This window comes from Fibrobacter sp., from assembly GCA_017503015.1.
GTDB lineage: Bacteria > Fibrobacterota > Fibrobacteria > Fibrobacterales > Fibrobacteraceae > Fibrobacter.
In genome coordinates this window covers 1-25,000 of sequence record JAFVTX010000026.1, presented here as the reverse complement: position 1 = coordinate 25,000, position 25,000 = coordinate 1, and the positions used below count along the sequence as shown (strand labels likewise).

At 43.4% G+C, this 25,000-nt stretch carries 20 protein-coding genes; 6 read left to right on the top strand and 14 right to left on the bottom strand.

The features are described from left to right. Positions 1 to 164: 164 nt before the first annotated feature. From dnaG to IKB43_04850, 3 genes are read left to right on the top strand one after another with little or no spacing between them, the layout of a single operon-like run. Entirely contained in the window at positions 165 to 2,030 is a 1,866-nt protein-coding gene (dnaG, locus tag IKB43_04860; protein MBR2469470.1) for a DNA primase, read from the top strand. Then, the gene (gene sufC / locus IKB43_04855) at positions 2,017 to 2,763 is read left to right on the top strand and encodes a Fe-S cluster assembly ATPase SufC (GenBank protein ID MBR2469469.1); all 747 of its coding nucleotides are present in this window, start codon (positions 2,017 to 2,019) and stop codon (positions 2,761 to 2,763) included. The genes dnaG and sufC overlap by 14 nt, the downstream gene beginning before the upstream one ends. Continuing rightward, a complete protein-coding gene (locus IKB43_04850; GenBank protein MBR2469468.1) occupies positions 2,763 to 3,746 on the top strand; it encodes a SufD family Fe-S cluster assembly protein in 984 nt (327 codons plus the stop codon). The genes sufC and IKB43_04850 overlap by 1 nt, the downstream gene beginning before the upstream one ends. A 21-nt stretch (positions 3,747 to 3,767) precedes the next feature. Here the strand turns inward: IKB43_04850 and IKB43_04845 are convergent, their stop codons facing one another. The 6 genes from IKB43_04845 to IKB43_04820 form a co-directional block, all read right to left on the bottom strand. Further along, positions 3,768 to 4,205, bottom strand: a complete 438-nt coding sequence (locus tag IKB43_04845) for a hypothetical protein (GenBank protein ID MBR2469467.1) — start codon at positions 4,203 to 4,205, stop codon at positions 3,768 to 3,770. Positions 4,206 to 4,214: 9 nt separating this feature from the next. Beyond that, the gene (locus IKB43_04840; GenBank protein MBR2469466.1) at positions 4,215 to 5,543 is read right to left on the bottom strand and encodes a U32 family peptidase C-terminal domain-containing protein; all 1,329 of its coding nucleotides are present in this window, start codon (positions 5,541 to 5,543) and stop codon (positions 4,215 to 4,217) included. Positions 5,544 to 5,584: 41 nt separating this feature from the next. Next, positions 5,585 to 7,156 (bottom strand): hypothetical protein, encoded by a 1,572-nt coding sequence (locus IKB43_04835; GenBank protein ID MBR2469465.1) that lies wholly within the window; start codon positions 7,154 to 7,156, stop codon positions 5,585 to 5,587. A gap of 13 nt (positions 7,157 to 7,169) precedes the next feature. Beyond that, positions 7,170 to 8,360 carry a hypothetical protein gene (locus IKB43_04830; protein MBR2469464.1) on the bottom strand — a complete coding sequence of 397 codons (1,191 nt, stop codon included), beginning with the start codon at positions 8,358 to 8,360 and terminating at the stop codon, positions 7,170 to 7,172. 176 nt (positions 8,361 to 8,536) lie between these two features. After that, a complete protein-coding gene (locus tag IKB43_04825; GenBank protein ID MBR2469463.1) occupies positions 8,537 to 9,733 on the bottom strand; it encodes a DUF1016 family protein in 1,197 nt (398 codons plus the stop codon). 176 nt (positions 9,734 to 9,909) lie between these two features. Continuing rightward, the gene (locus tag IKB43_04820) at positions 9,910 to 10,083 is read right to left on the bottom strand and encodes a hypothetical protein (GenBank protein MBR2469462.1); all 174 of its coding nucleotides are present in this window, start codon (positions 10,081 to 10,083) and stop codon (positions 9,910 to 9,912) included. 456 nt (positions 10,084 to 10,539) lie between these two features. On the opposite strand from IKB43_04820, the gene IKB43_04815 reads away from it, so the two are divergent. Then, a complete protein-coding gene (locus tag IKB43_04815) occupies positions 10,540 to 10,698 on the top strand; it encodes a hypothetical protein (GenBank protein ID MBR2469461.1) in 159 nt (52 codons plus the stop codon). A 242-nt stretch (positions 10,699 to 10,940) separates the two neighbouring features. Here IKB43_04815 and IKB43_04810 read toward each other — a convergent pair whose 3' ends face one another. Then, the gene (locus IKB43_04810; GenBank protein ID MBR2469460.1) at positions 10,941 to 12,551 is read right to left on the bottom strand and encodes a hypothetical protein; all 1,611 of its coding nucleotides are present in this window, start codon (positions 12,549 to 12,551) and stop codon (positions 10,941 to 10,943) included. A gap of 216 nt (positions 12,552 to 12,767) precedes the next feature. Here IKB43_04810 and IKB43_04805 point away from each other — a divergent pair, with 216 nt between their 5' ends. Together IKB43_04805 and IKB43_04800 are read left to right on the top strand one after the other, a co-directional pair. Next, a complete protein-coding gene (locus IKB43_04805; GenBank protein MBR2469459.1) occupies positions 12,768 to 13,520 on the top strand; it encodes a hypothetical protein in 753 nt (250 codons plus the stop codon). Next, positions 13,517 to 17,377, top strand: a complete 3,861-nt coding sequence (locus IKB43_04800) for a hypothetical protein (protein MBR2469458.1) — start codon at positions 13,517 to 13,519, stop codon at positions 17,375 to 17,377. Before IKB43_04805 ends, IKB43_04800 begins: the two co-directional genes overlap by 4 nt. Before the next feature lie 146 nt (positions 17,378 to 17,523). Here IKB43_04800 and IKB43_04795 read toward each other — a convergent pair whose 3' ends face one another. The 7 genes from IKB43_04795 to IKB43_04765 all read right to left on the bottom strand — a co-directional run. Further along, entirely contained in the window at positions 17,524 to 18,699 is a 1,176-nt protein-coding gene (locus IKB43_04795; GenBank protein ID MBR2469457.1) for a Coenzyme F420 hydrogenase/dehydrogenase, beta subunit C-terminal domain, read from the bottom strand. A 1-nt stretch (position 18,700) separates the two neighbouring features. Next, positions 18,701 to 19,738: an acyltransferase gene (locus IKB43_04790; GenBank protein ID MBR2469456.1), complete on the bottom strand. Its 1,038-nt coding sequence runs from the start codon at positions 19,736 to 19,738 to the stop codon at positions 18,701 to 18,703. A gap of 13 nt (positions 19,739 to 19,751) precedes the next feature. Continuing rightward, positions 19,752 to 21,266 (bottom strand): oligosaccharide flippase family protein, encoded by a 1,515-nt coding sequence (locus tag IKB43_04785; protein ID MBR2469455.1) that lies wholly within the window; start codon positions 21,264 to 21,266, stop codon positions 19,752 to 19,754. After that, the gene (locus IKB43_04780) at positions 21,245 to 22,378 is read right to left on the bottom strand and encodes a polysaccharide pyruvyl transferase family protein (GenBank protein ID MBR2469454.1); all 1,134 of its coding nucleotides are present in this window, start codon (positions 22,376 to 22,378) and stop codon (positions 21,245 to 21,247) included. Before IKB43_04780 ends, IKB43_04785 begins: the two co-directional genes overlap by 22 nt. Before the next feature lie 41 nt (positions 22,379 to 22,419). After that, a complete protein-coding gene (locus IKB43_04775) occupies positions 22,420 to 23,571 on the bottom strand; it encodes a glycosyltransferase (protein MBR2469453.1) in 1,152 nt (383 codons plus the stop codon). A gap of 6 nt (positions 23,572 to 23,577) precedes the next feature. After that, positions 23,578 to 24,477, bottom strand: a complete 900-nt coding sequence (locus IKB43_04770) for a DUF616 domain-containing protein (GenBank protein ID MBR2469452.1) — start codon at positions 24,475 to 24,477, stop codon at positions 23,578 to 23,580. 38 nt (positions 24,478 to 24,515) lie between these two features. Then, positions 24,516 to 25,000: hypothetical protein (locus tag IKB43_04765; GenBank protein MBR2469451.1), on the bottom strand; the 485-nt coding region annotated here is incomplete at its 5' end.

The following is a 25,000-nucleotide window of genomic DNA, read 5'->3' as shown; positions in this document are numbered from 1 at the left end:
GCCTGTGACGGAAACTGTTTTATTCCAGAAACCACGTTATTTTCTTTGCGGAGGGAGGAACTTCGCAAAGCGAGCACTCGAACGAAGTGAATGTGTGAGCGTGCAAAGTACCTCCCGAAGCAAACTTTTTTATAAAGATTCCTGCAGTTTTCTAAATTTGGGCCATGCCCTTTTACCCTAACGAAGTCATCCAACAGCTCAAATCCGAAGCCGACATCACGGCCGTCATTGAGCAGTTTTTGCCCCTGAAAAGGTCGGGCAACGGACGCTACGTTGGGGTGTGCCCCTTCCACGACGACCACTCCCCCTCCATGTACGTAAACCCCACCCTGGGCATCTACAAGTGCTTCGCCTGCGGTGCCGGCGGAGACGTGTTCAAGTTCGTGCAGGAACACGAAAAAATAGACTTCAACGCCGCCGTGAAATGGGTGGCGGATTTTTGCAGTTTTGAGTTACCCAGCGTGGGCAACCCCGAACGGGCCGAAATCACCGAAGAGCGGGAACTGGTCCGCAAATTGAACGAACTGGCCTGTGAGTGGTTCGAAGAACAGCTGACCCGCAGTCCAAAGGCTCTTCAATACCTGAACAGCCGCCATATTTCCGAACCAACCCGCAAGCAGTTCCACATCGGCTACGCTCCCGACGGCCGCGAAGGTTTCGTAGGCTACGCCGCCAAGAAAGGGTTCTCTCCCAAGGAATGCGTCAAGGCGGGCCTTGCCGTAGAAAAGGAGAACGGCGGTATTTCCGACAAGTTCCGGGACCGCCTGATGATTGCCATCCAGAACATTTCCGGCGTGGTGGTTGCCTTCGGAGGGCGCGACCTTTCCGGCAAGAGTCCGGCAAAATACATGAACAGCCCGGAAACTATCCTTTACCATAAAAGCGATATCCTTTTCGGGCTGAACCACAGCAAGAACGCCATCGCCAAAGAAAACGCGGTCATCATCGTAGAAGGTTATTTCGATCTGATAAGCCTTTACCAGGGCGGCGTGCAAAACGTGGTGGCGGCCTCCGGCACTGCCCTTACCGAGAACCACGCCAGCATCCTTTCCCGCTACGCAAAAACCGCCTATCTGGTCTTCGACGGCGACGCGGCTGGCCAAAAGGCCACCCTCCGCTCCCTGGAAATCGTGCTCCCCAAGGGAATCGGCCCGAAGGTATTCGCCCTTTCGAGACCCGACGGCACCAAGATCGACCCCGACAACTTCGTAAACGAGCGAGGCGCAGAGGCCTTCCGCAACGAACTGAAGAATGCCGAAGACTGGCTCAGCTACCTATCCCACATGAAGGACCTTTCCAGCATCGAGGCCCGGGCAAGCTTTATCACCTACGCCAAGTCCCTCATCAAGAGCATCGGGAACACAGAACTTCGGAACCAGTACGTAAAGCTCCTTTCGGAGCGTTTCGACACCAGCAGGTCCTTAAACGACGTCCAGCAAATCCACGTGAAGCACAAACCGACTGCCGAACAGGAACAAGCGAAAGAAGTCCTTCAAGAAGAAGCGGCCATGGTCCAGTGGAACCTGATTCCGCCCCTGGAAATCCGGTTTGCAAACCTACTGTACCGAAACCCTACGTTGCTGGACAGAGCATGCGAATTTTTCGACATGAACCTGGCCGAAAGCGGCATCCAGCTTTTGGAATCTTCCGTCGTAGACGAATTCGTGAACACCGCCATCGCCCACTACGCCGAAACGGGTTACTTTTCGCCCCAAACGCTTTACGAAATCCTGCCAAGGCAGGGCCAGCTCTTTATGGAAGGCCTGCCCGAAGAAACCTGGACACCGCCCAAGGAAATCAACGAGTTCTACGACACCCTCATGGTGCTCATGTTGCGTTTTTGCGACAGGGAAAAAAAGAACATCCAGCTGGACAGTGCCGAAGGAATCCAGAAACGCATGGACCTCTATGCGTTCACGCAGGAATTGCAGAAACTGGACGCCTCCTACAAGAAAGGCGGCATCGACATCAACCAATTTGCAGACAGAATTATCAGCAGCAAGGATAGGCTCATCCATGTTATCCATTAAAGACTTAAAGGCAAGCATCGAAGACGGAACCCAGATTCTGAAAGGAATCAATCTGGAAGTCAAGGCGGGAGAAGTCCACGCCATCATGGGCCCAAACGGCTCCGGTAAAAGCACCCTCTCCAAGGTCATCGCCGGTCACCCCGCCTATCACGTAGATGGCGGTTCCGTCACTTTAGACGGCAAGGACCTGCTCCAGATGGAAATCAACGAGCGGGCTAACAGCGGACTGTTCATCAGCACCCAGTACCCTACGGAAATCCCCGGCGTAAACAACGTGGAATTCCTGAAGATGGCGCTAAACAGCAAGCGGGCCTTCTTGGGCCTGCCCGAAATCGGAGAAGCCGAATTCAAGAAACTCATCGACGAAAAGATGGAACTTCTGGAAATGGACGAACGCTACCGTGACCGTGGCGTAAACGAAGGCTACTCCGGCGGCGAAAAGAAACGCAACGAGATTCTGCAGATGGCCATCTTAGACCCGAAAGTATCCCTGCTGGACGAAACCGATTCCGGCCTGGACATCGATGCGCTGCGCATCGTGGCCGGCGGTATCAACCACATTATGGGCCCCGACAAGGCGGTGATTCTGGTGACCCACTACCAGAGGCTTCTGGACTACATCAAGCCCAACTTTGTCCACGTGCTCCGTCACGGGAAAATCATCTTGAGCGGTGGCCCGGAACTGGCCCTTGAACTGGAAGAAAAAGGTTACGACTGGATCGAGGAAAAGTAATGGACGCTATTTCCCGCATCAAGCAAATCGGCATGCCCCGCCGCAACAACGAGTTGTGGACGTTTTTCCCCGTGACAAAAATTCCTATGCCGGAATTCCCCGAAACCTGCAACGATACCGCAGACTATTCCGACGAAGACGACTTTGCGGCACTCCTGCCCATAGCGTTTAATGCGCGGACCATGAAGCAGGATATTGCCGACGGTGCAAACGAAATGGCCATGCTCAAGTGCAACAACGACTTTGGCCATACCGTGCTGGACATCGGCAAGAACGCAACGGCCAGCCTCGAGATTCTCGACAACAAGGTGGCCCACGAAATCTGCGCCGAACGGTTCGACATCTACGAAGGCGAAAACGCTTCCGTCCACATTTTCTTTGCAAACCCTGCCGACGGCGTGCCCCTGAGGTTCCGCCATTTCCGAATCGTGCAGGAGGCGGGTTCGAAAGTCTATTTCTCCGAAATCGAGCGGGGCACGGGAATCAAGCGCACCAGCCTGGACGCCTTCTTGAAAGGTAGCGGTGCCCGACTAGAAATCCGCTCCCTGAACGTACTCAATGGAGACGATTCCGTACACCACCGCATCACCATCAGGCACGAAGCGCCCGAAACGGAAAGCGTCCAGTTCGCGAGGAACCTGCTGAACGGAAAGTCCAATGCCAGCTACGACGGTAGCGTGGTGGCGGGCGCAAACTGCTCCAAGGTGTTTTCGTCCCAGCTGGTGAACACCATCCTCCTTTCCGAAGGCAGTTCCGTGTCCGTAAAGCCAGTGCTGAAAATCTACCACGACGACGTGGAATGTACCCACGGGAACACCTGCGGAGAACTGGATGCCGAACAGCTCTTCTACCTGACCAGCAGGGGAATACCCGTCGAAAAGGCCAGGGAACTCCTGACCCAGGCATTTGCGAAGGAACTGTTCATGCCCATGTCCGACTCCCCCGCCAAGGAACGCCTGGAACAGGTTGTGTCAAAACTGTAAATAAAAAGTTTCTCGAACCAATCAGGAATTGTTATCCTGAGATTCAGACTGAAGTTTTTCAAGCTTGCGCTCCAGCATAGCCTGAACTTCGGGAATCAGTTTGTCCTTGATTCGCTCCAAATAGAGGCACTGGAGCTGTATCATGCGGTTACGGTGCCTGCAAGCGTGTTCCTGAATCCAGTGGCTCACCGCCTCTTGGCGGTTCTGCACCTGGGTCTGCAGACTCTGCTGGATGTAAGTCCTCTGGACCTCCATGTAGCGCTGCATGTTGAAAGGCAAACGGTAAGTCCGGATAAACTGCTTGAGCTTGACCAACAGGGAAAGGTTTTCGCCCTTGTGTTCCTGTAGAAATTTCTGCAATTCGTCAAGATGGGCCTTAAAAAAGGGCACAATAGCCTTATCGTCTATCTGATAGAGCTCCAGCGCATCTTGTTTCTTTGTAGCTTCGTCTACAGCCATGGCAACAATTTATGTATTTGTACCGGAATTTGGGCACGTCCGCTTAACAAAAAAGCCAAATTTTACATTTTTCAGAGAAAAGTCCCCACTATCTTGTACAAAGACCCTTCCTTCTGTGCCGGGATTCAGCCGGTCGGCGTCTTCGCCCCTGAAATTCTTCAACGACGAGATTTTACAAAGGGACATTCCTTCGGGAGTCATAAACTCCAAGGAGTCGTCCATAGAAAACTGATTCTTCACATTCACGCGGAAAGAACGGCTCTGGGCGTCGTAGTCCAAAATCTGGGCACAGACACAACCCGACGGGGCATCCACGTGGGTGGACTCGTAGTTCTGGGGCAAGGGACCCTTCAAAAATCCAGGCATGAACCCGCGACCATCCACAAAATCCAGTGCATGGCGGGCATCCTTCAAATCTGCAGACGAAGAACCGTTCGATTCCAGAGCATTAACGGAAGCATCGATGGCCATGCGGTAGGCACGGACCACCTGGCTCAAATAATAGACCGAACGGGTGCGGCCCTCTATCTTGAAGGAATCCAGACCCGCGCGAACAAGCTCGGGCACAACATCCAGGGCGCACAGGTCCCGACTGCTCATGAAGTAGGTTCCCCAGGTGTCTTCGTCCAGGGCCACCGGCTGGAGTTCTGGCCGATCGGTCCGCTGTAAGAAAAATTCTCCCTCGTGTTCCTTGTAGCCTTCGCACTGCGGGCCTTCGTTGGCGTAGAGCCGGTAAGGCATGCGGCAGCTGTTATCGCAAGCGCCCTGGTTGGCATCACGCCTAGTCACCCAGTTCGAAAGCATGCAACGGCCCGACATGGCCATGCACACCGCCCCATGGACAAAGACTTCCAGTTCCAGGTCAGGAACCCGTTCCTTGATTTCCAGGATTTCAGACAACCGAAGTTCACGACTCAAGATAATGCGGCGAACCCCCAGGTCTTTCCAGAATGAGGCAGTCAAATAGTTGGTGGTGTTGGCCTGCACAGACAAATGAACTTCGGTCTGAGGAGAAACTTTGCGAAGCCAGCCTACGAAACCGGGATCTGCCACAATCAAAGCGTCCGGTTTCAATTCCAGTGCGGCAAGCAAGGCTTTCTGGAATGGTTCCACCTTGGTGTTCCGGGGAATCACGTTACTGGTCAAGTAGAACTTTTTTCCCTGGCCGTGAACGTAGGCAACCCCCTCTGCCAGGTCGTCCAGATTCTTGAAACCGTTCTCCCGGGCCCGCAAGGAAAAAGCGGGCTGGCCTGCGTACACCGCATCGGCCCCATAGGCCAAGGCGTATTTCATGCGGGTCAAATCCCCCGCCGGTGCAAGCAATTCAGGCTTTTCCATAAATATTCACTAGCCCCTAGATCCTAGCCCCTAACCTCTAATTACCACTTGAACCCGGCCCTCAGGTAAACCTTCTTGTCGTCGAACAAGGTCACTTCGCCAAGGAAGCTCACGAACTGTCCTTCGTAGCTCAGCGCAGGCGTCAGGGAGTAAAGCATTTCCGCACCGGCCAGATACTTCTTGTGGATCTTCATGTGGTTGTGAAGAGGAGTAGTATCGTTTATGGCGCTGCCGTAGTCCGTGCCCTTCCAGAACCAGGTGTTCCGGATTCCTGCAAAGATGTGGTTATCCAAGCGGGCAAAGACGCTCCAATCTACCGTGCGGCTGTTGGGGCCGGCCTGGTTCCCGAGAGGGTAACCCAGGTGGGCCATCTGGGCCGTATTCTTTTCGAAGTGCCCATACACATAGGGCTCTATGCGGGCATATTCCGCAATGGTTCCCAATTCAAGCTTATGGCCCTTGAAATAAAAGTCGTGACCCGCCTGCAAGCCTGCCATCCAGGCCCACTTGGCCTCAATGTTATCATTTTTGACCAGGCTCACCGGGCTTTCCATGTCATCTAGGAAAAATTCCGTATAGACACGGGCAAACTGGAACAGGCGATAGTTCAAGTCAAAGGCCAGGGCTCCGTTGTTGCTGTTTTCGGAATAGTTTCCCTTTTCCATAAACAAGGGCGCCGTCGGTACAAAGAGCCAGGGCTTCATGTTGTCATAAAGCACCGTCAGCTCGCTGATGCCGATGGTGGCATTCCCTACAGACAGTTCGTAGCGGTGGCCGAACAGGTTTCGCGTGTCGTCCTTGTTTTTCATGCTCATGCTGTTGTTGTAAACACGCAAGTCCGCATAAAAGCTGATAACGCGCAAGGGGCCAAACCGCATGTCCATGGCAAGCATGTTGTACGGGAGGGCAAACTGGTTCAGCGTTAGGTTGTTATAATAACCGGGTCCCCAGTGCATCACGTCACGGCCCAGATCAACGCGCAGCCAATCGTAATTGAATCCGAAATGAGTGCGGTAGCGGGCGTAGCTCGCATACTCCACGCCCGAATTATTTTCTTCTTTCTGGACCTCTACAAACTCCCGGTCAAAAGACTTTGGCGTTGCCGCCGTGTGGGACTCGTCATAGATGCGGGCATCCAGCACAAAGTCCACGGAGTCCGCGTAACCCCGCATATAGATGCCTCCATCAACGCCCGGCCAAATAGTATCGCCAAGGGATTCTCCCCCACGATAGTCGATACCGCCCACCACGCTAGTAGCAAGGGCTATACGGGGCGCACGAGCGCGGCAAGAATCCTGAGTTCCGAGAGAATCCGTCCCAAAATGCCCAGAAATCATCGCACCGCAAGCATTATCGTAATACAGCAGGGCGTTGCGTTCCGTCTTCACGAAGTTCTTCTGGAATGTCGTATCCCGACGGGGGTACGCAAAGGACTGGGGCATGTCCCCCGTGGTCAAGCGGTGGTACTCGAACAGGAGCGGTGCCGTTTCCAAAAGTTTCAGATTCCGATGATGGTCAGGCCCTAGCACAGGAGACGCAGACCATGCAACGGTAACACCAGCGGTAAACAGAGTTGCCGCAAAAATAATTCGGTGAACGTTTTTCAAGAACATTACCTAAAGGACTTTATTCTTCGTAAACAGGTACTTCCCATGTCTTTGGCATTGCGGGAGAACACTTGTCCGAATGATTGTAGGTGAAGCCCTTTTCGGAGATGCCTGTCACATTCCCCTTGATGGCGCTAGCGCACTTGCGTTCGTCGGCCTTAAGCATCTTTTCGACCTTCAGGAGCAGCACGTCACCATAAACATCCCAGGCTCCAGACTTGTTCTCGTTCATGCCGGCATTGGCAACCAGGGTGTACTGCATAGGGGCCTTCAAGTTGAATTCCCAATCCGTGTTGGTAGACTTGTCCAAGGTAGCCCAGTCACCCTTCAAAGAGGCCACGTCCACGTCGGAGTACTTGAAATCGGACTTGACGCACTTGGAATTACCACGGATCGAATCCATGGACGCCGTAACCTGGCGGGTCATCATGGCCAGGTCTGCACCGGTGGCAAACTTGGACACAAAGAAGGTGTAGCCCCTGTAGGTATCCACATAGCCGGCATTCCAGGACACCGTATCCTTGCCTACGACACGTTCCATAATGTAACGACCCTTGTAGAAGCTATAGACCTGAGTCGTATCGTTGCCAGCAACTGTGCAAGCCAGGCGCTTTTTCTCAAAGTTTGCGGCATCGGTGACCAAAGACTGGTCAGCCTTCAACTGTTCCACCTCAGCCTCGGCAAAATCACCCTTATCCACACGATACATCAGCTTGTCGCCGTTCACGATAAACGACAGTTCCATATCCTTCGAGGACTTCATGATATCCTTCAGGATCTTGTTGGTGGCGATTTTTTCGTCCAAGACCAGGGGATCCATGGTGTTGGAAGAATTCATCTTGATAATGCCATCCTTGAAATCAGACATAATCAACAACAAAGCCTGGTGCGGATTGCCGTTGGACTCATCGATTCCCCAGAGGGAGAACATACCGTTCTTGGAGCCGGTGCCCAAGTGGAATGTTTCGCCCTTGATTTTTACGAGGTAGTACTTTTTAAGGTCATCCAGGGTTGCTGCCCTCGCCCCTTCGGGCCAACTCGGGTCCTTGTATTCCGACGAAGAAGAAGACACATCCGTAGAATCTTCTACGCTAGAAGAGGATTCATCCGTCTCCTGGTCCACGCTGTTACCGGAACTGCTGTCATCGCCGCAGGCAGCGAAGAAAAGGGCCAAGGCAAAACCGCCAGCCAATAAAAAAGACTTCTTCATAAAAACCTCACTTTTTCAGATAAATATAAGAATATAATCGAAAAAAAAGACAAAATTGCCCCACGACACCTTATTTTAGAGTTTCTTTTGCACCCCAAAAGAGCATTCCACGGGCGTTCCCTGCTGCGCAGGGGCGGGCTCTCGTGGCATAAAATTGCGGCCTCACGCAGCCACATTCACTTATTCTTTCGTTTCGTTGAGACCTTTTTCCTTTGTGTCGCTCCCATTTCAAATGAGGCGCAGTATTCGCCAAGCAGTTTCTGGACCGTTTCCTGCGGAATCAGTTTCTTCTTGTATTCGGCAATCAAAGTCGGGCTCATAGAACGATTCATCGCATATTCGACAACGACCTGGTCTGCCGATGGGCAAAGAATCATGCCGATAGACGGATTTTCGTTGGACTTTCGAACATCCCGATCCAATGCCTCCAAGTAAAACTCAAGTTGCCCCAAATCCTTCGGATGGAACTTTGTCGTTTTGAGCTCAATCGCCACCAGGGCCTGCAAGCCTCTATGGTAAAAGAGCAAATCAGCCTTGTAGGAAGATGCGCCCACCTGCAGAACATACTCCATGTCAACAAACAAAAATTCCTTGCTGCCGAGTTCCAGAATGAAATTTTTCATCTGTTCCACGATAGACTTTTTCAGCTTGTTTTCCGAATGTTTCTCCGGCAAATTCAAAAAATCCAGAAAAAGTTCGTCTTTGAAGGTTATGCCTGCCTGCGGATAATTTTTCAACATTCCCTTTGACAGATTCTTCTTTGACCGCAAGAGGGTCGTAAACGTATCGTTTGCAATGCTGCGTTTCAATTCATCGCAGCACAGTCTTTCTTTATTAGCATATAGCATGTAGAACAATCTCTGCTCATACGACTTGCAATTGCAAAGAATCGCTACATGATTTGTAAATGAAGTCAAGCCGATAAACTTCGGGAAGGCTGGCAATTGTGCCGTTTCCGATTGCACAATTAACGACGACGAATTAATCGCATCCCGTTTTTGAATATTTTCCAATTGTGCAGTTTCCAACTGCACAAATTCAGGATTCAGTTTTGACCGAACAAAATTAAGGAAATCCACAGACGAATACTCATCATAGAGCATCACCATATTGTAGATGTTCCTCTTGCTAAAACCCCTCAAAGTAGGATCTTGCGTGCGAATATAATCAGCAAGGTCCGAAACGACCTTGGCACCCCATTCGTTGCTCTTTATTTTGTGGCTTACAAGCCCACCCACGAACCATACCGAATTGAGATGTTTTTCGTTCACGGCGGCAGCTGCCTGAGAACGCATTTTCTGAATTCCGGCCAAAATCGCAGAGAACTGGGACTGCAACATCCTAACACTCATCTTCTTTATCGAATCAGACATCTCTTTCCTCCAGTCTATAAGCAAAATTCATTTTTAACATTTCTCTCACGGTTAAATATACATTCCCATTTTGTCATAAAATGACAAAATAGCCCTTTTTTCAAAAAAATCATCCCCTTCCGTGAGAGGCGACAGAGTCACCGCTCACGAAATTAGGATGGAAATGTCTAGATAATCTACTTTTCCTTTCTTACCCCCTTAAATGGCGCACCATTTTGCTTGACATCCATAAAGCGGCCCGTTTCGGTATTACGCTTTGTAAATAGATTGGTCTTAGGGTTTAACGTTTGCGAACGCGAACGCACCGCCCCGATTCTGTGATTATCGCCATATGGTAGATTTCTTGCCATATTGACCTCCTTTCTTATGCTGACAAAATCGTCAGGCATTTAAACAAAAAAAGCTTTTCCACATCAAAAAAAGTCATTTTTATGAAATTCTTATAAATTCAGTGTTATTTATCCCGTTTTCAAGCGGCAGGGAATTCTCGCCTACCCCATGACATACCGTCCTTGGTTAATTGTTTACTGTTTCCCGCCAAGATTACACGAACCTTAGCGAGGTTTAGACAACCCTCCTGCATTGGAGAAAAGCTCCTATTATATATATAGCAGGGGAATATCAAATTACCGCAAAAAGCACCACTCCGCCGGCGCGAAAAAGTTTACAAAAGAGCCGACTTTTTGCTTTTTTGAGCGAATTTCACCAATTAAAGTCATCAATCTTGTAAGAATAATTTTACAAAAATCGCCCAATATCGTGACCAGATTTGGTTCGCCGAGAAGGACAAGCCCCACGAAGCGACGGTGCTAAAGCGGCTTAGCGGAATCGAGATGAGCGACGAGGGTGAATTCCGCAAGGTCCGCAGGGACAGGATTTTCGAAAAGGACTACTTCGACAAGAAATACGGAGCCCTGCCGGAGGTCAGCGACGGTTTCGATTTGATCGAGGCCATGAAGGGGTAAGGGCGTTCCCTGCCACTTTTTCGTCATCCCCGCGAAGGCGGGGATCCACTTGCGGTCCGTGGCAGGGTCGGGCTCTCGCGACATAAAATTGCGGCCTTCCCTCCCACGTCATTCCGGGCTTGACCCGGAATCTGGCCGCAATTTTTCCGCCTAGAGGGCCGAGCGCGGGACACCAGCGGCCCTCCCGGCCCTACGGGCTTCGATCCCTAACGCGGGCGCGGGAGACAGGATGCAGGAAGAATCTAACCCTTTCGTAGCAAACGGTCCGTCCGTTGTTTTTCGCATTTCTCTTTTAATTCTACGGGGACATCTTCGTAATTAAGCAAGAACGAACCGTTGATTTCTTTATGTGCGTCACCGAAAATAATGAAGATGTTGTTTTGATACACTGGATCCTTACATTTCGGATAAACCTTGGTTACATAGTTTCCATATAAAGGCTCGTCGCTCCGCAAATGCTCCTTCCAAGCAAGTTCAGTCGTAGTTTTATCAAGTTCCAATAAATTCAGTGATGGATTATAAACAAAGCACGAGAAAATCCGTGGCTGGGAGAAATATTCCCAAGTTTTTTCATCAACATTAAAAAACGGAGTGTCATCAACAATAGATGACAATACGAATCTATCTAATTCAACATTTATCACACTTCCATGTAGAGAATTACGCAGGCCTTTACAAATTTCGACCAATGAAATACCTAATTCTTGATATATAAAGACAATAGTCATTAATCGAATTCTACGGTATATTTGATATAGTTCCTCAAATCCTTCTTTAGGCCTATAACTTATCTCTCCATGAGCATATTTAGCTCTTGCTTTTTTTAGAGATTTAAAATCATGCAAGGCAGAAGGGAACAAAAGACGAAATTTTTCATCAAATTGATTATATAAAACGCAAATTTTTTCATATAAATGTGGCCCAATGGTATTTTTTACCGATTCTCTTTTTTCAAATAAAACATCAATAACCTTTTGTTGTGGTTCACTAAATTTCATATATTCTTTTTTTGTCGTTTTTTGCAAAAAGTCAAAAACATCATCAAAATCTTGGGATGTGTATTGACAATCCACTTTCTCTCTGGTCAATTTAGTGTAATAATCCCAAATTCCACAAACATTAATGATATTATGCGCAAAAAGAGAATCACCATCAATCAAATCAATATAACCATTCAAACATGATTCAAAGAAATCAATTTTCACCCCAAAATAATTATCGAGAATATTCTTCCACAAACCTTTACTATATATCAAGCCAGCATGAAGTAAAGAATAATGGCGGCTTTTAATCCCCGTAAAAGGCTTACACCGCCATGAAAAGAATTCATGCTTTTCCCTATCTTCTACAATATGTATTGATGTACATGTCACCCGTTTGTAACTTACAAGCGTAAACAGCTGAACAAATCGCTGAACAATACCGTTAATCTTTTCAAGTTCAGCGCGCTGGCAAAGGGGCGTTATCTTGACAGTGGTTTTCTCGGCATCGGTGACACATTCGCAGAGATAACTAATCTTGTCAATTACCACTTTTTCAGAAAAAACTTTTCTGTCATAAAGTTCAGAGACAGACAAAAAATCCTGTAGACCGTCTAAACAAAACTCAAAGGTTTTAAAAAATGGAGTTTCGTAATTTTCAATGACGAACTCAGGAAAAATCTTTCTTGAACGGATTTGATTATTATACAGAACGAAAGCCCGGTGTTCGTGCCAACAAGTGATTTTTCTCGGTTTGTAAGAAATGGTGGGAAGAGATGATTTGACATCCAAATCGAATAAGTTCCCTTCCCTGTTCAGAAATCCTTGGCAAGGGAAACCATCTATAACAAAATTTACTTCAAAGTTTTCCATTTACTGGCCTCCTATTCCGTTTTAGAGCATATTTTAGAATTCAACTGATAAAATATATATTAAAAGGGAGGGAGTCGAACCCACACACCATAGAACCACATACGATTGTCCGTTTTCAATTATTCAAAACATTTTTTCCCTCATAAACTATTTCTGCCATATTGACCAATAATAAAATACATTATATATTTTCAACAACCGATAAATAGGAAACAAATGGCCAATCTTGTATCTGATAAGACCGATGTCTCTATTTTTGAACCCGAAAGCCTGTATATCTGGCTTGATTTGTTGGGATTTTCAAAGGAATTAGAAAAAAGCGGGAACAAAGAGAACCTCTCAAAAAAACTAGAGGCCTTTAGAAGCACATTTCGAAATGTTTCCTCGAAAGTGATGCATCTTTCCGACGGCATTCTGATTGCAATTGATATTGAGAAAAAACCTTGGGACATTGACAGAATCAAGGACATCTTCACACAAATCGCCAAAAGACAAATAAATTTTTTTATCAATCAACAGCAAGTTGTCCGCGGCGGTATTGGCATCGGCGAAACAATCAATAAAGACAATTGGAAAGAAAGTAAATTTATTAGCAGAGGAATGGCAAAAGCATATGGATTAGAAAGTAAAAAAATTTCCTGGCCCATTATCGGTATGGATCAAGATGTTTTAGACGAGCTAAGCAAAAATTTTAACGTGAGTCAAGAACAAACACTTAAATCACTCAATTTGGCCACATCCGTAAATGAAGCAGGAGATACAGTTTATTTTATAGAGTTCGCAAATCAAATTAAAAAAATAGATCCGTCATACAAAAAAAGCGTTGAAATGTACTTTGACAATAAAATTCTTGAATTTGAGAAAAAAGATTATCCAAATAAAGTTCGCCTAAAATACATATGGCTTTACAAGTATTTCAAGCAGTGTTGGGGCATAGAGATACCGAATTATAAGGAATGGGTTTTATGAACAGTATTTTTGTTGATCTGACATTAAAAAAATATGGCGATGAAGAAGAGTTCTTGTTAGACAGCGCCCTGAAGGGAACTGACTTTGTCGTTTTGTTAGGCAATCCTGGAAGCGGCAAAACAACTCTTCTCAATCATTTTGCCCAAAACTACGAAGCAGCCCTATATAACATAAGAGAGTTCCTCTATAGGAACGATATTGCTACAAATGTCAGCAAAAAAGACTATTTACTAATAGACGGATTTGACGAACTTCGTTCTTCCAGCAACGACAAATTTGAGCCTCTCTATAAAACCAACAACATCATAAACGACATCAAAAAGAAAAATAAAAAAATTAAAATTGTTCTTAGCTGCAGGGCCATGGACTGGTACGATAGCGAAGATTTACGAATTATCAACAAAGATTTTGCTCCTTCAGTCTTTTTCATTCAGCCTTTAAGCAGGGAACAGCGGATTAAGCTTACAAAGCAACATTTGGGCAAAGCATCTGAGGTTTTTCTTGAAAAAATCGGCATCTGCCCGATTCTAGACAACCCACAAATATTGACAATGTTCCTTGAATCATACAAGGACACGAAAAACAATTCTTTCCCCAAAACAAAGAAAGAGATTTACGAAAAATTCATAGAATCTTCACGCGAAAAGAATAAGAGACGACTAAAAAATTCAGCAACTTTAGCCGTTGACGAAATATATAAATATGCCGGTTATCTAGCATACTACAATATTTTCGCAGGAATGAACAAAATCGATGAAAAAATCATTTCTGAAATTGCAGACGAATCCAAAGGGTTCCCACAAAATAAAATAAATGACGTTCTAAATACAAGTCTTTTCAAAAAAGAGACCTCCCCAACATTCACTCACAGAACGATTGCTGAATTTCTAAGTGCAAAATTTTTGCTAGACCAAGGGAATCTTTCAACAAAAAGATTCACAAACCTATGCATGGTTCCAAAGAGCAGTAAAATCGCATCTGAATATAGAGGTGTTTTCGCATGGGCATGCTGTTTTACAGAAAGCCCGGAATTATTCGAAGTCGACCCTTACGGGCAGTACATTTATGGGGATAATTCTCTTTTCAGCATTAGCAACAAGAGAAATGTTCTGCAGGGAATAAGGACCTTCGCGAAGGAATCACCTTATTTTCTTTCCATTGGCCGTAATTACGGACCAAATACATTCTATGAGCCCAAATTAGACGATTTTCTCATAACAGAATACAAATCTGCTAAAAATGATGATAATCATTACCTATTCTTGCTAAGCGATTTAATGCAATCGGCCATTACGCCTTCAAAAGATCTACAGAAATTTGCACATTCAATGATTTGCGATTCAAATCTCAAGGATATGTACAAGAAACAACTTTTGCCGTTATTAAAAAACAATAGTACATACCTGAAAAATATTATAGAAAAAATCTATAACGAAGAGATAATGGATTACGATGACGAAATATTGGACGAAGCCATCGGATATCTTTACCCATCAAAAATTAAATACAATGAAATTATAGACTACATAAAGAAATATAAAGAAACATCCGACATACATCATGGTCATTTTTCATATTTAAGAAAGCCAATATCATACGAACACAGAAAAGTTATCGTTTCGAAGATTTTCGACGCAGATTCTGAAAAATTGAGGCGAGAAACCCGGCGAGCCTATGATTTAGAATGTTTTGTCGGTGATTTCTATTATGAAATGATGACAAAGGAAACCGCGGAAGACGCATTTAGCATATTACTACAGCACAACGAAATTGACATATCCTTTTCCGAAAATGCCTGGAGCAATATCTCTAAAAAAATAAAACAATGGGACGAGAAAACAAAACAGAAATTCTATGTCCGATTTATCGAGTTCATTCTTCCACAAGATGATAACCACATTAGCGAATGTTGGAAAAAAGAATTTGGCCTTCGACACTTAGAGAATTCCATTTTACCTCAAAAAAACTACGAAATTTTGAGTAAAATGATTCAAAAGAAAACTGAGTTCCCCGCAAAAAAATGCTTGCTCCGGAAGATATACGAGGGAATGCGATGCAAGAAGGATACAACAAAAATTGCAAAAAAACACTGTACAGCATTAGCAAAACAGTATGGCCTAGTAGATTTTTGGAAAAAATATTGGAAAAAAGACCCTGAAATAGCCAAAATTGAATTGGAAGGTAAAAAAATCCAGGCCGAGCACAAAGAAAGATTACAGAACATCATTAAAGATAACGAAACAAAATTCAACAAATTAACGGATGAACAAAAAAAGAATGCCTGGAATTTCTTCTTATACATAACACCGCATTATCTTTTTAACAATAGCTTCAAAGAGGAATCAGTAGGCCTAACAAAAAAAACATACCAGCAGATTCTTGAATTAATGAAAAAGAATCTGTTAAAAATCATCGAAAAATCGCCATATAAAGAATACCTATCATTAGAATCCTTGGCGCAACACGCTCCTAGAGCAGGTCGAAATATAGACGAACTATATTATGCCTGTCTTTGTCTCAACTCTACCAAAGAATACAAATCTATCCACCCTAAAAGTATTAAGGATTATCTTTACATTTCAGCCTTACTACAGAAACGAATCGGCAACATAAAAAAGAATTCTTTCTGTGATGTTATTGAGAAAGAGAATCCAGATAAAACAGCCTCCCTGATAGAGAAGTATTTGAAAAAGATCATCCACTACAACCTCCCTGAAAAAGAACAGATCTTTTCAAAAATCATTTCGGAATTAGAAAATAAATGGCAAAAAAATGAATGTTTAAGCAAAATAAAAGATTTGACATATGGGCTCTTTTCATCTTCAGCAAAAGATTGCGCAATCACATTATTCAAGAATATAATTGACAGATACGCACTCACATTACCAAGTAACCTAATTAAAGAAATGGGGATAATAAATGAAGATATTGACAAAACAACAAGTCTAATCCTAAAATTTCATAATGGTTCCGACAATTGGTCCATCAATGAAGCCATTTTGCTATTTAACATGCTTGATCAAAGCAAAAACGTATATAAAAACCTTTCATCAGAAAACTGTTTTAAGTTGGTAAATATCTTTCTATCCACATTCAATAATGAGCAAGTACTTGGATTTCATTCAGGAATCCAGTCTTCACAAGACATGTGCGCTTGGTTTGTCAACCATACAATGTGGAACCAAATGGACGACCACAAATGGGTAAAAATTTTGGAAGATCTCAAAGATAGACATCCGAATGATTATTGGACAAACCGTATTCAAAGCAAGATATACGAATTAAAAACAAAAAATAACGACAAAGATTCCATTGAGGCAATTGACATAAGGCAAGCAAAAGAATTGTTTTTTAGTAAAACATTCTCAAACGACCGTGACTTTTGGATAGATGTGAGCGAAAAACTTCAGTCTATCAAAGATGACGTAGAAAACGGAGAAGACAATCAAAAAGAAATATTTGCGTTAACCAATGGTGATGAAAACAAATGTCGCGATATCATCGTTCAACGCTGGCGTGATCGATATGGCAGGATTGCGACAGCAACACGCGAGCAGCATATTGGCGACAACCGTGTTGACATTAACATTAAATGGAAAGAGATGGACGAATACACAGTTCGTGTAGAATGCAAAGTCGATAAACATCCAAAATTAAAAACGGCTGTAAGTGAACAACTTATAACAAAATACCTAGAGCACACCCACGTTAATAATGGCGTTTATTTGGTTTTCTGTTTCAAAAAAGACCCTGACAAACTTCAAAAAGAATTGCAGCAAGGAATAATAGGCAAATACAAGAATAACATCAGTGTTATATGCATTGACCTAAAGGATTATACTCACAAAATGACCTAAAAACGCCAAAAAGAAGGGCGGTATAAAATTGCGGTCTCACCCCACGGTTCCCCCGCCTAGAGGGCCGAGCGCGGGACACCAGCGGTCCTCCCGGCCCTTCGGGCTTCGATCCCTAACGCGGGTGCAGAAATATGGAAAAGCCCTTCCTACCCCGCAATTTTCCGCTTGACCCGCCCGAGCAGCCCACGCATCCGGATATACACCCGCTTGAGGGGTGACGGGAAAGGGCAATACATCTTTATCAGCTGGTCGAGGGTGTATTTGTCCAGGTTGGCGAAGAATTCGGCGCGCTTGGGGTGCGGCGTACTGGAGCAGACGATGCAGGGGTTACCGGCAATGGCGTATTCGACCTTGGAGTCACATTGGACGACCTTGTCGGCGACGGATTCGAACAGCATACTACCCGGAGTAGTATTCAGCAGAACAACCGATGTTCCCTTGTTGTCGTTCATTTCGGGGTGATACCTGGATATGCCCCAGTAGTCGCCCAGGGTGATGTCGGCAATCCGGGGGAGTTTGCGGTAATGGCAGTCATCGCAGGAGACATTTTGACAAATGCGGCTCAGGAACAGGCGCATGTATTTCGAGCGGCCATGATGCACAGATACGTATTTTCCGGACCTGAAACGATGCAGCAGCGCATAGCCGCTCCAGCCTTCCGACTTGTCGCGGAAATTGACGCCGTCCAGAGCAGAATTGCCCGTTTTCTCCATTTCCCGGACGTATTTCTCGAAGACCTTCACGCTGGGCGTGCCGTGGCACACAATATCCACCGTAAACAGGTCAGCAGAGGCGGCAGCATTGCCAAGTACCGCATAAAGGCCCGCCACCTGACAGGGCGTCCCAGAGAACAGAACCTTGCGCCCTGCCTTGAGCAAACTACGGACTTCGCGATACACGAGCCCGACATCGGCCTGCACATACTTGGATCCGCGCAGTTTTTCCAAGTCCGCCTTGTTGTCAACAATGATGTGCCCGAAACGGGTCGGAGCAGTCTGAGCAACACCGGCCACTACCCCGCCGTCATCCAGGACACGTTCCGCCAATACGGTGAAGATTCCGCCGCTGGAAGACAGCAGACGGACAGACTCGTCCTTCGCGTAGGCGGCCACCGTTTTCGGCGAAACATCCGCGACATTCGGGTTTTCGACAGGCTTGTTCCATGGGCAAATCCGTTCACAAGCTCCGCATTGCACGCATTTTTCAGCATCTATGACGGGGCGGTAGAAGCCCTCGACATCCAACTGCATAGAAATCGCGCTACGGGCGCAGACATTGGCACAAGCCGCACAGGAGGAACAGTTCTGAACGGGGATATTCACGCTAAACTCCTAAACAAACCCTAGTCAACCGCGGAAAAAACTTTTTCATTCCCCAAAGAAAACCATAGGAAATCATTAAAACAGCTGTTGTCAGACAAACCCATTGCAAATATCCGTCCACGGGAGCGTGTAAACATTTTTTTACAGCAATGCGGTAAGCCAAAAGAACATAGCAATGAATTAGGTATATCCCAAAAGAGTAAAACCCGATGGAACTTAAAAAGATCGTTCCTTTACAATTTAAATTATCAAAAGTATCTTTGATTTTTTCAGAAAACAAAAGGGGAATTAAACAAAATGAAAATAGCATTGCCGATGGTTTCTGCCCCACACCAATACCATAACCCAATTTATCCAAAAACAAACTTTCGAAAATACATAAAACAAAAGACAAAAAGGACAACAAAATCCATAATCTTATAGGGTAAATTCGTTCTTTTTTTCGTCCCAAATAATAACCAAATATGAAGAAAACACTCCACATCCAAAAACCACCCGCATAAGCAATTAACGGTAGCGACATTCCTAATTTGGGCAGAACATAAGACTTAACAAACCATCCGCAAACCGAGAGCAATAAAGAACAGACCATTACAACGACATACACATTTTTGCCTTTATTATAAAGTAAATTCAGGAAAGGCAACAAAAGATAACATTGAATAATTACAGCAACGAAATAATAAACCGAGTAGCCACAAAAAAATAATAGAAATACGCTCTTTAACACACTTCGATCACAGGCAATGTCTATCGCAAATAGCGGAATTGAACAAAAGAGAACTGGTAAATAGACTCTAAAAAAATGTTTCTTAAAAAACAGCAAATAATTATTTCCATCTATTTGCTTACGAGCCATAAAGAAACCGCTACAAGCAAGAAAAACAGGAACAGCAATATTAAAAAAATTTCGTAGGATTACGGACGGAACTGGAAAGATTTCGCCAGCAAAAGAAATTGCAAAAGAGTGTATCAAGATAACAAAGATGATTGCGCATCCTCTTAAGAAATCATAATATGTCTCACGCTTTTGTTCCATATAAGACCAAACTCTATCGGCTCTTCAAAATTTTCTTAATCGGTTTCAAAATCAAGTCGCGTTCGTAGGCGTTCATCGAGAGCTTAAAGAATAGCGGCAAATAAACCACAAGATAAAGGACTATACCCGCAACGAGTTTCACAACCGTATCAAGGGCACATTGCTGCAAAACGTAGTAAGTCAGCACGGTCAATATACCAGGAATAATAGACATCTTTATGATTTCAATCCAGAATCCGACAATATCAATCTTCTGCTTGACCTGATAATACACATTCATCACGATAATCTGCCCTAACACAAGTGCACCCGCAATAGCACAAGCACAACCGATTCCGCCATAATACTTGGATAACGGGATTTGCGCACCTAGACTCACAAGAGAAATAACCAAATAAAGAAGCGATCGGAACTTCATCTGATTGCGGGCCTGTAAAATCGTGATACCCAAATTCTGAATCAGCGGCACCGTCAACGGAACAAAGAACAGCATCGCAATAATATAGGCATCGTCATAGCCCTCGCCTGCCCATAGGCGAATAAACTGTCGACCAAAAAGGAAGAACCCTGTAAGCACCAAAATCATCACACAATACTGGATTCGACCCGTCTTGATGAACAAATCTGAAATCGCCCTACCATCGGATTCTCGCACAGCCATAGCCGTCACTTTCGGTAAAAACACCCCACTAATGGCCGTTGAAAAACTCATATACATGTGTTCCAACTGAATGGCGACCGCAAATACCGCGACAACGACCGTGCCAGCGTATGCTCCAAGCACAAACTGACCAGTGCTCCAATAAATACGATCCATAATGACATTCAAGAAAATCCAGAAAGAATAAATCGAGACTTCTTTCAAAAAGTCCCACTTGAATCTGGCAAATTTCAATTTAATTTTCAAATAATGCTTACAATACCAAAAATTTAGACCAAGTGTCAAAACATTGAAAATCGTCGCAACAACCACCATGGCGATAGCCTTGTAGCCCAAATTCAAAAGGACGATCATCGTCGCTGTATTCAAAATGATACGCACAATGGCGATTACTTTCTGAAAAACAAACTGTTCGTACGCCGTAATGATTGAGCCAAAAAGACCGAACGGGAACGTAACCGCCAAATTGAAAACCATCAAGGCAAGAATGATTTTCGTTCGAGAAAGTTCATTCACCGTCATCGAAGCGTCAAAGATATTTTCCGCATTCCAATACAAAACGCCACCAGCCAACAAAGCAATCAGGCCGATGCCACAATACAGCAAGAAAAACATTCCAAACATTTCATACTGTTCTTCTTTTTTATTTTCTGCCCTGAATTTCGCCGTATAGCGGACAATAGCGTTACCAAAGCCCAAATCAAGGATGGTCAAATAAGCGATAATAGACGCAGCAATGGAATAAAGGCCATACTCCGACTTGCCCATCATGCGAAGCATAAATGGCGTATACAGCAGGCCCACCAAGTTTTGGAGAGCAAGAACTACATACGAGAGCAACGCACCTATTTTAAGTTGAGATTGCATTTTTTATGAACCAATGTACCCATCAACGAACTCATAAATTGTTTATTTTTTTCAATCACAGAATCAACTCCGCACCAATCTATTGAATCAAAAAGTATTTCCATCGATTTATCATATATTCGACTTGTCAAGGCAAATATACTTGCAATGTTTTCTATTCGACCATTTAGCGTAGAAAGAACACCTACAACTGGAAATACTAAAAAGTTTTTATGATGTATTAAGGAAAGCGCCATTCCATGAAAAGAATTTGTAAGCACATAATCAGCATTCACAAGTAATGACAGCCACTCCTCTACAGTTGCATATATTTTTGGAAACGAATCACATCGTCCCTGGCTTGCCACATATTTCACATCCATATTTTTCTCTTCAGCAAAACTAAAAATATCTTCAACTGACACAGAAATATCAGCACCCAACAAATACAAAAAAATATAGGGTCGTTTTTTTCTCAACGGCAAAGAAAAACGAAAATACCTATCACTAGATATTAAAAAAGTCGGATCTAAAACTAAATGAGCATCACAACGCCCAGCCTTTCGACAAAGTTCAACTCCATTCTTTTCTCGTACAGTAATGAAAGAAAAAAGGGATAGATCTTCCTTAACATCATTTACAAATTCATTTGTAATTGGACGATGACCCACACTAGACGCAACACTAAAGCGAATACATTCTTTTGGGGCAAACCTCAAAAAATAATAAAACGGAGACTCAGACCAAATCTGATCACTTCCCGCACAAAAAGCATCAAATTTAGCATTATAAAAATACGATCCATCGTCTTCAACAATCTTAAAATTTTTTTTTCGAAACTCTTCAAAATGTCTTGGATGTTTTTTTTCCATTTTATCGGAAATAGAATGCCATTTCTTAAATTTCATTCTTTTTTGTTTGAATTCAGAATCTAATCTTTTACGTAAAATAATATTTTTTATAAAATAATATAAAGGTCTAAGCAAACGTTTCCACAAGGGATTATTTACTTTTTCTCGTAATAAAAAAACATCAAAATCAAAATCCTTTAGAAATTCTTGTGTGGCTAGATATTGTAAAACCTGTCCATAATTATCTATTGTGCTAGAATACGTTACAACACCAACTTTCATATTTATCATCCTTTTTAATATTAACGAGCCTTTTATACAGATTACACCAGACCTATTTTCTTAAATATTCCATTCCAACAATTCATTATATTTGACAAACCATAATATTTAGATCGTTCAATAGCATTTTTTTGTATATAAAAACGATACCCCTCATCAGAAAGGACTCTACGCAATGCGCTTTCAATCGAACTTTCGTCATCTGGATTACAAATCAACCCTTGTGACTCATTCTCTATAATTTCACGTTGGCGACCATTATAATCACAAGCCACACACGCACAACCTTGACTCATAGCTTCAGTAAGAGCCATCCCAAAGCCTTCATAGCGGCTACTCATAACAAAAATTGAAGCCTTCTCATAGTATTCTTTAACATTTACATATCCCAAAAAAACAACACTATTTGTAATATTCAATTTCTCGCAAATTTTCAATAAAAAAGTTTTATCACCATTACCTGCAATTTCTAATTTCCAGTCTGGGAAATCCTTACTAATTTTTGCCCATACCTTTAATAACAAGTCAAACCCTTTGCAGAACCACACATTTAATCGTCCCACGGCTAGAACAATCTTTTCTTTAGGCGGAACATCATTTGAGGGCTCATACGATAGTGGGTTCGGAAGAACCGAGACCTTATTCATAAAAGATTTTTTCATCGTCTTCAATAATATAGATTGATCAACCTTAGTTAGCACAGTTAAATAATCATATTCATAGCATTTCTTAAATTTTAATTCTAACTGTAATGGTGAAAAAGGCGCATTATCAGGCCTTTCATAAGAATTATGATCCGTTACAATAGTCAAAATTTTTTTATTACATATGTTTTGAGCAGTCCTTATCCGATCATACAACTCTGGCAAAACAACTATAATTATTTCTGGGTTCACTTTAGACAAAATCTTTCCCAAAAGGTGTCTCTTGACCTTTTCAGAAACAAAATTATAGATGCGACTAAATATCTGATCCCATAACAAGCATGGAAAAATTTTCTGTAGAGAATCATAGACAGCAAATGGACGATAAATTCTCACACCATCAGGTACTTCATAATGCGAGATAGAATTTATATAATTGACAGCAATGCTTACATTATGATGGTTCTCAAAAAAACCTTTGGCCCATAATGCCGCAACTCGTTCAGCACCACCTCCATCTAAAGAATTTACATATATCAATATATTCATATTTCATCACCCACCATGTGACTTTGTCCTAAACTTCGGATTTTTTCGTCGATTATTGCCTAAACAGCCAACATCTTCTATCCTATAACCGTTTTTCCATAACACATAAGGAAAAGAAATTTGATCACGGCCACTATTAGAACATTCCAATTCGCTCCACCAAGCAGACATAATTTTCTTAGCCGTCTCATTTTTCAGGTCAACAATAATTATAGTTGCTTCAACCATACCAAAATGCTCAGGAAACCCCTCTGCACGAAATTTATTTAGTTGTTTATCAATTGCTTCAGCATTACCTCGCTTATATAATTTACAGACGTCTCGTTCTTTATAAACACAATCACGAGAGTCATGTAAATGCATAGCAATACCTATTTTTGAGTCTCTAGCCAAAGAGCACAGACTACGGATATCAGAAACTATCTCAATATTTCCATCTACATAAATCGAATAATCATAATTTTGAAAGTAAATCCAAGGATTCAATTTACAAAAACGGTTCACCATTCCGCCACCATATTTTGTAGCATCCAAAGGAATTGAGAGATGCGTCCACACGGAATCAACTTTCGAGTCAACATCGCTAATTAAATAATAGTCAAGTTGATCATCAATTAACAAAGGGCTTGACATAACATCATACTTTCCAGTGATACAGCTATAAACAGCAACTTTCTTATCGTCATCAACAAAAGCACCACGAGAGTAAGCCACAGATGACGAAAGCTCAACATTCTTAATTTTTCTCGCCCTTATGGCAGAAACAACACACGCATATATTCTCCAAACATTCATAGATAACACGACCTTAATAATCTTACCTACTTTCAGTTCTGAAGAATTTTCGAGCTTTAAATACTCTGCATTTAATTTTTCAAGAGCCCTGTAACAATCTTCAAATTTCATATAGAAAATCCCTAAATCAAACTCTTTTAAACAACCATTTAACAACGTCCAGTCCTATAAAATCTACATAGATTACTCCACACAAAAACCTCCATTAAAGATATGCCACTCATTACATATGAAGCAAAATAAAGAAAAGAATTTGCCAAGAAATAATTTTTTAGAACATAACGATAGCTTTGTAAATATATGAATTGTTTTTTTAACACACTTCTGTATGTTTTTGAAATTGAAACAGAATGATTATGAATGAAAAAAATTTTAGGAAGTAAAGCAGTTTTATAACGGTCCTGCTGACAATTTTTTCCAAGTACAAATTCTTCAAAATACAGGAACATATTTTCGTCATATAATTTTTTTTCTGCAAACTTACGAGCATCAACCATAAACAAAGACCCAGCAACAGCAAAAACATCAACTTTTTCGTTCTTTTTTAAAGAAGACATTCTTAAATACAATGGCGAGAACAACCTAGAATATATAAGTTCAACAGACATCAAAAAAGAAAGCACCGAAGCATTTC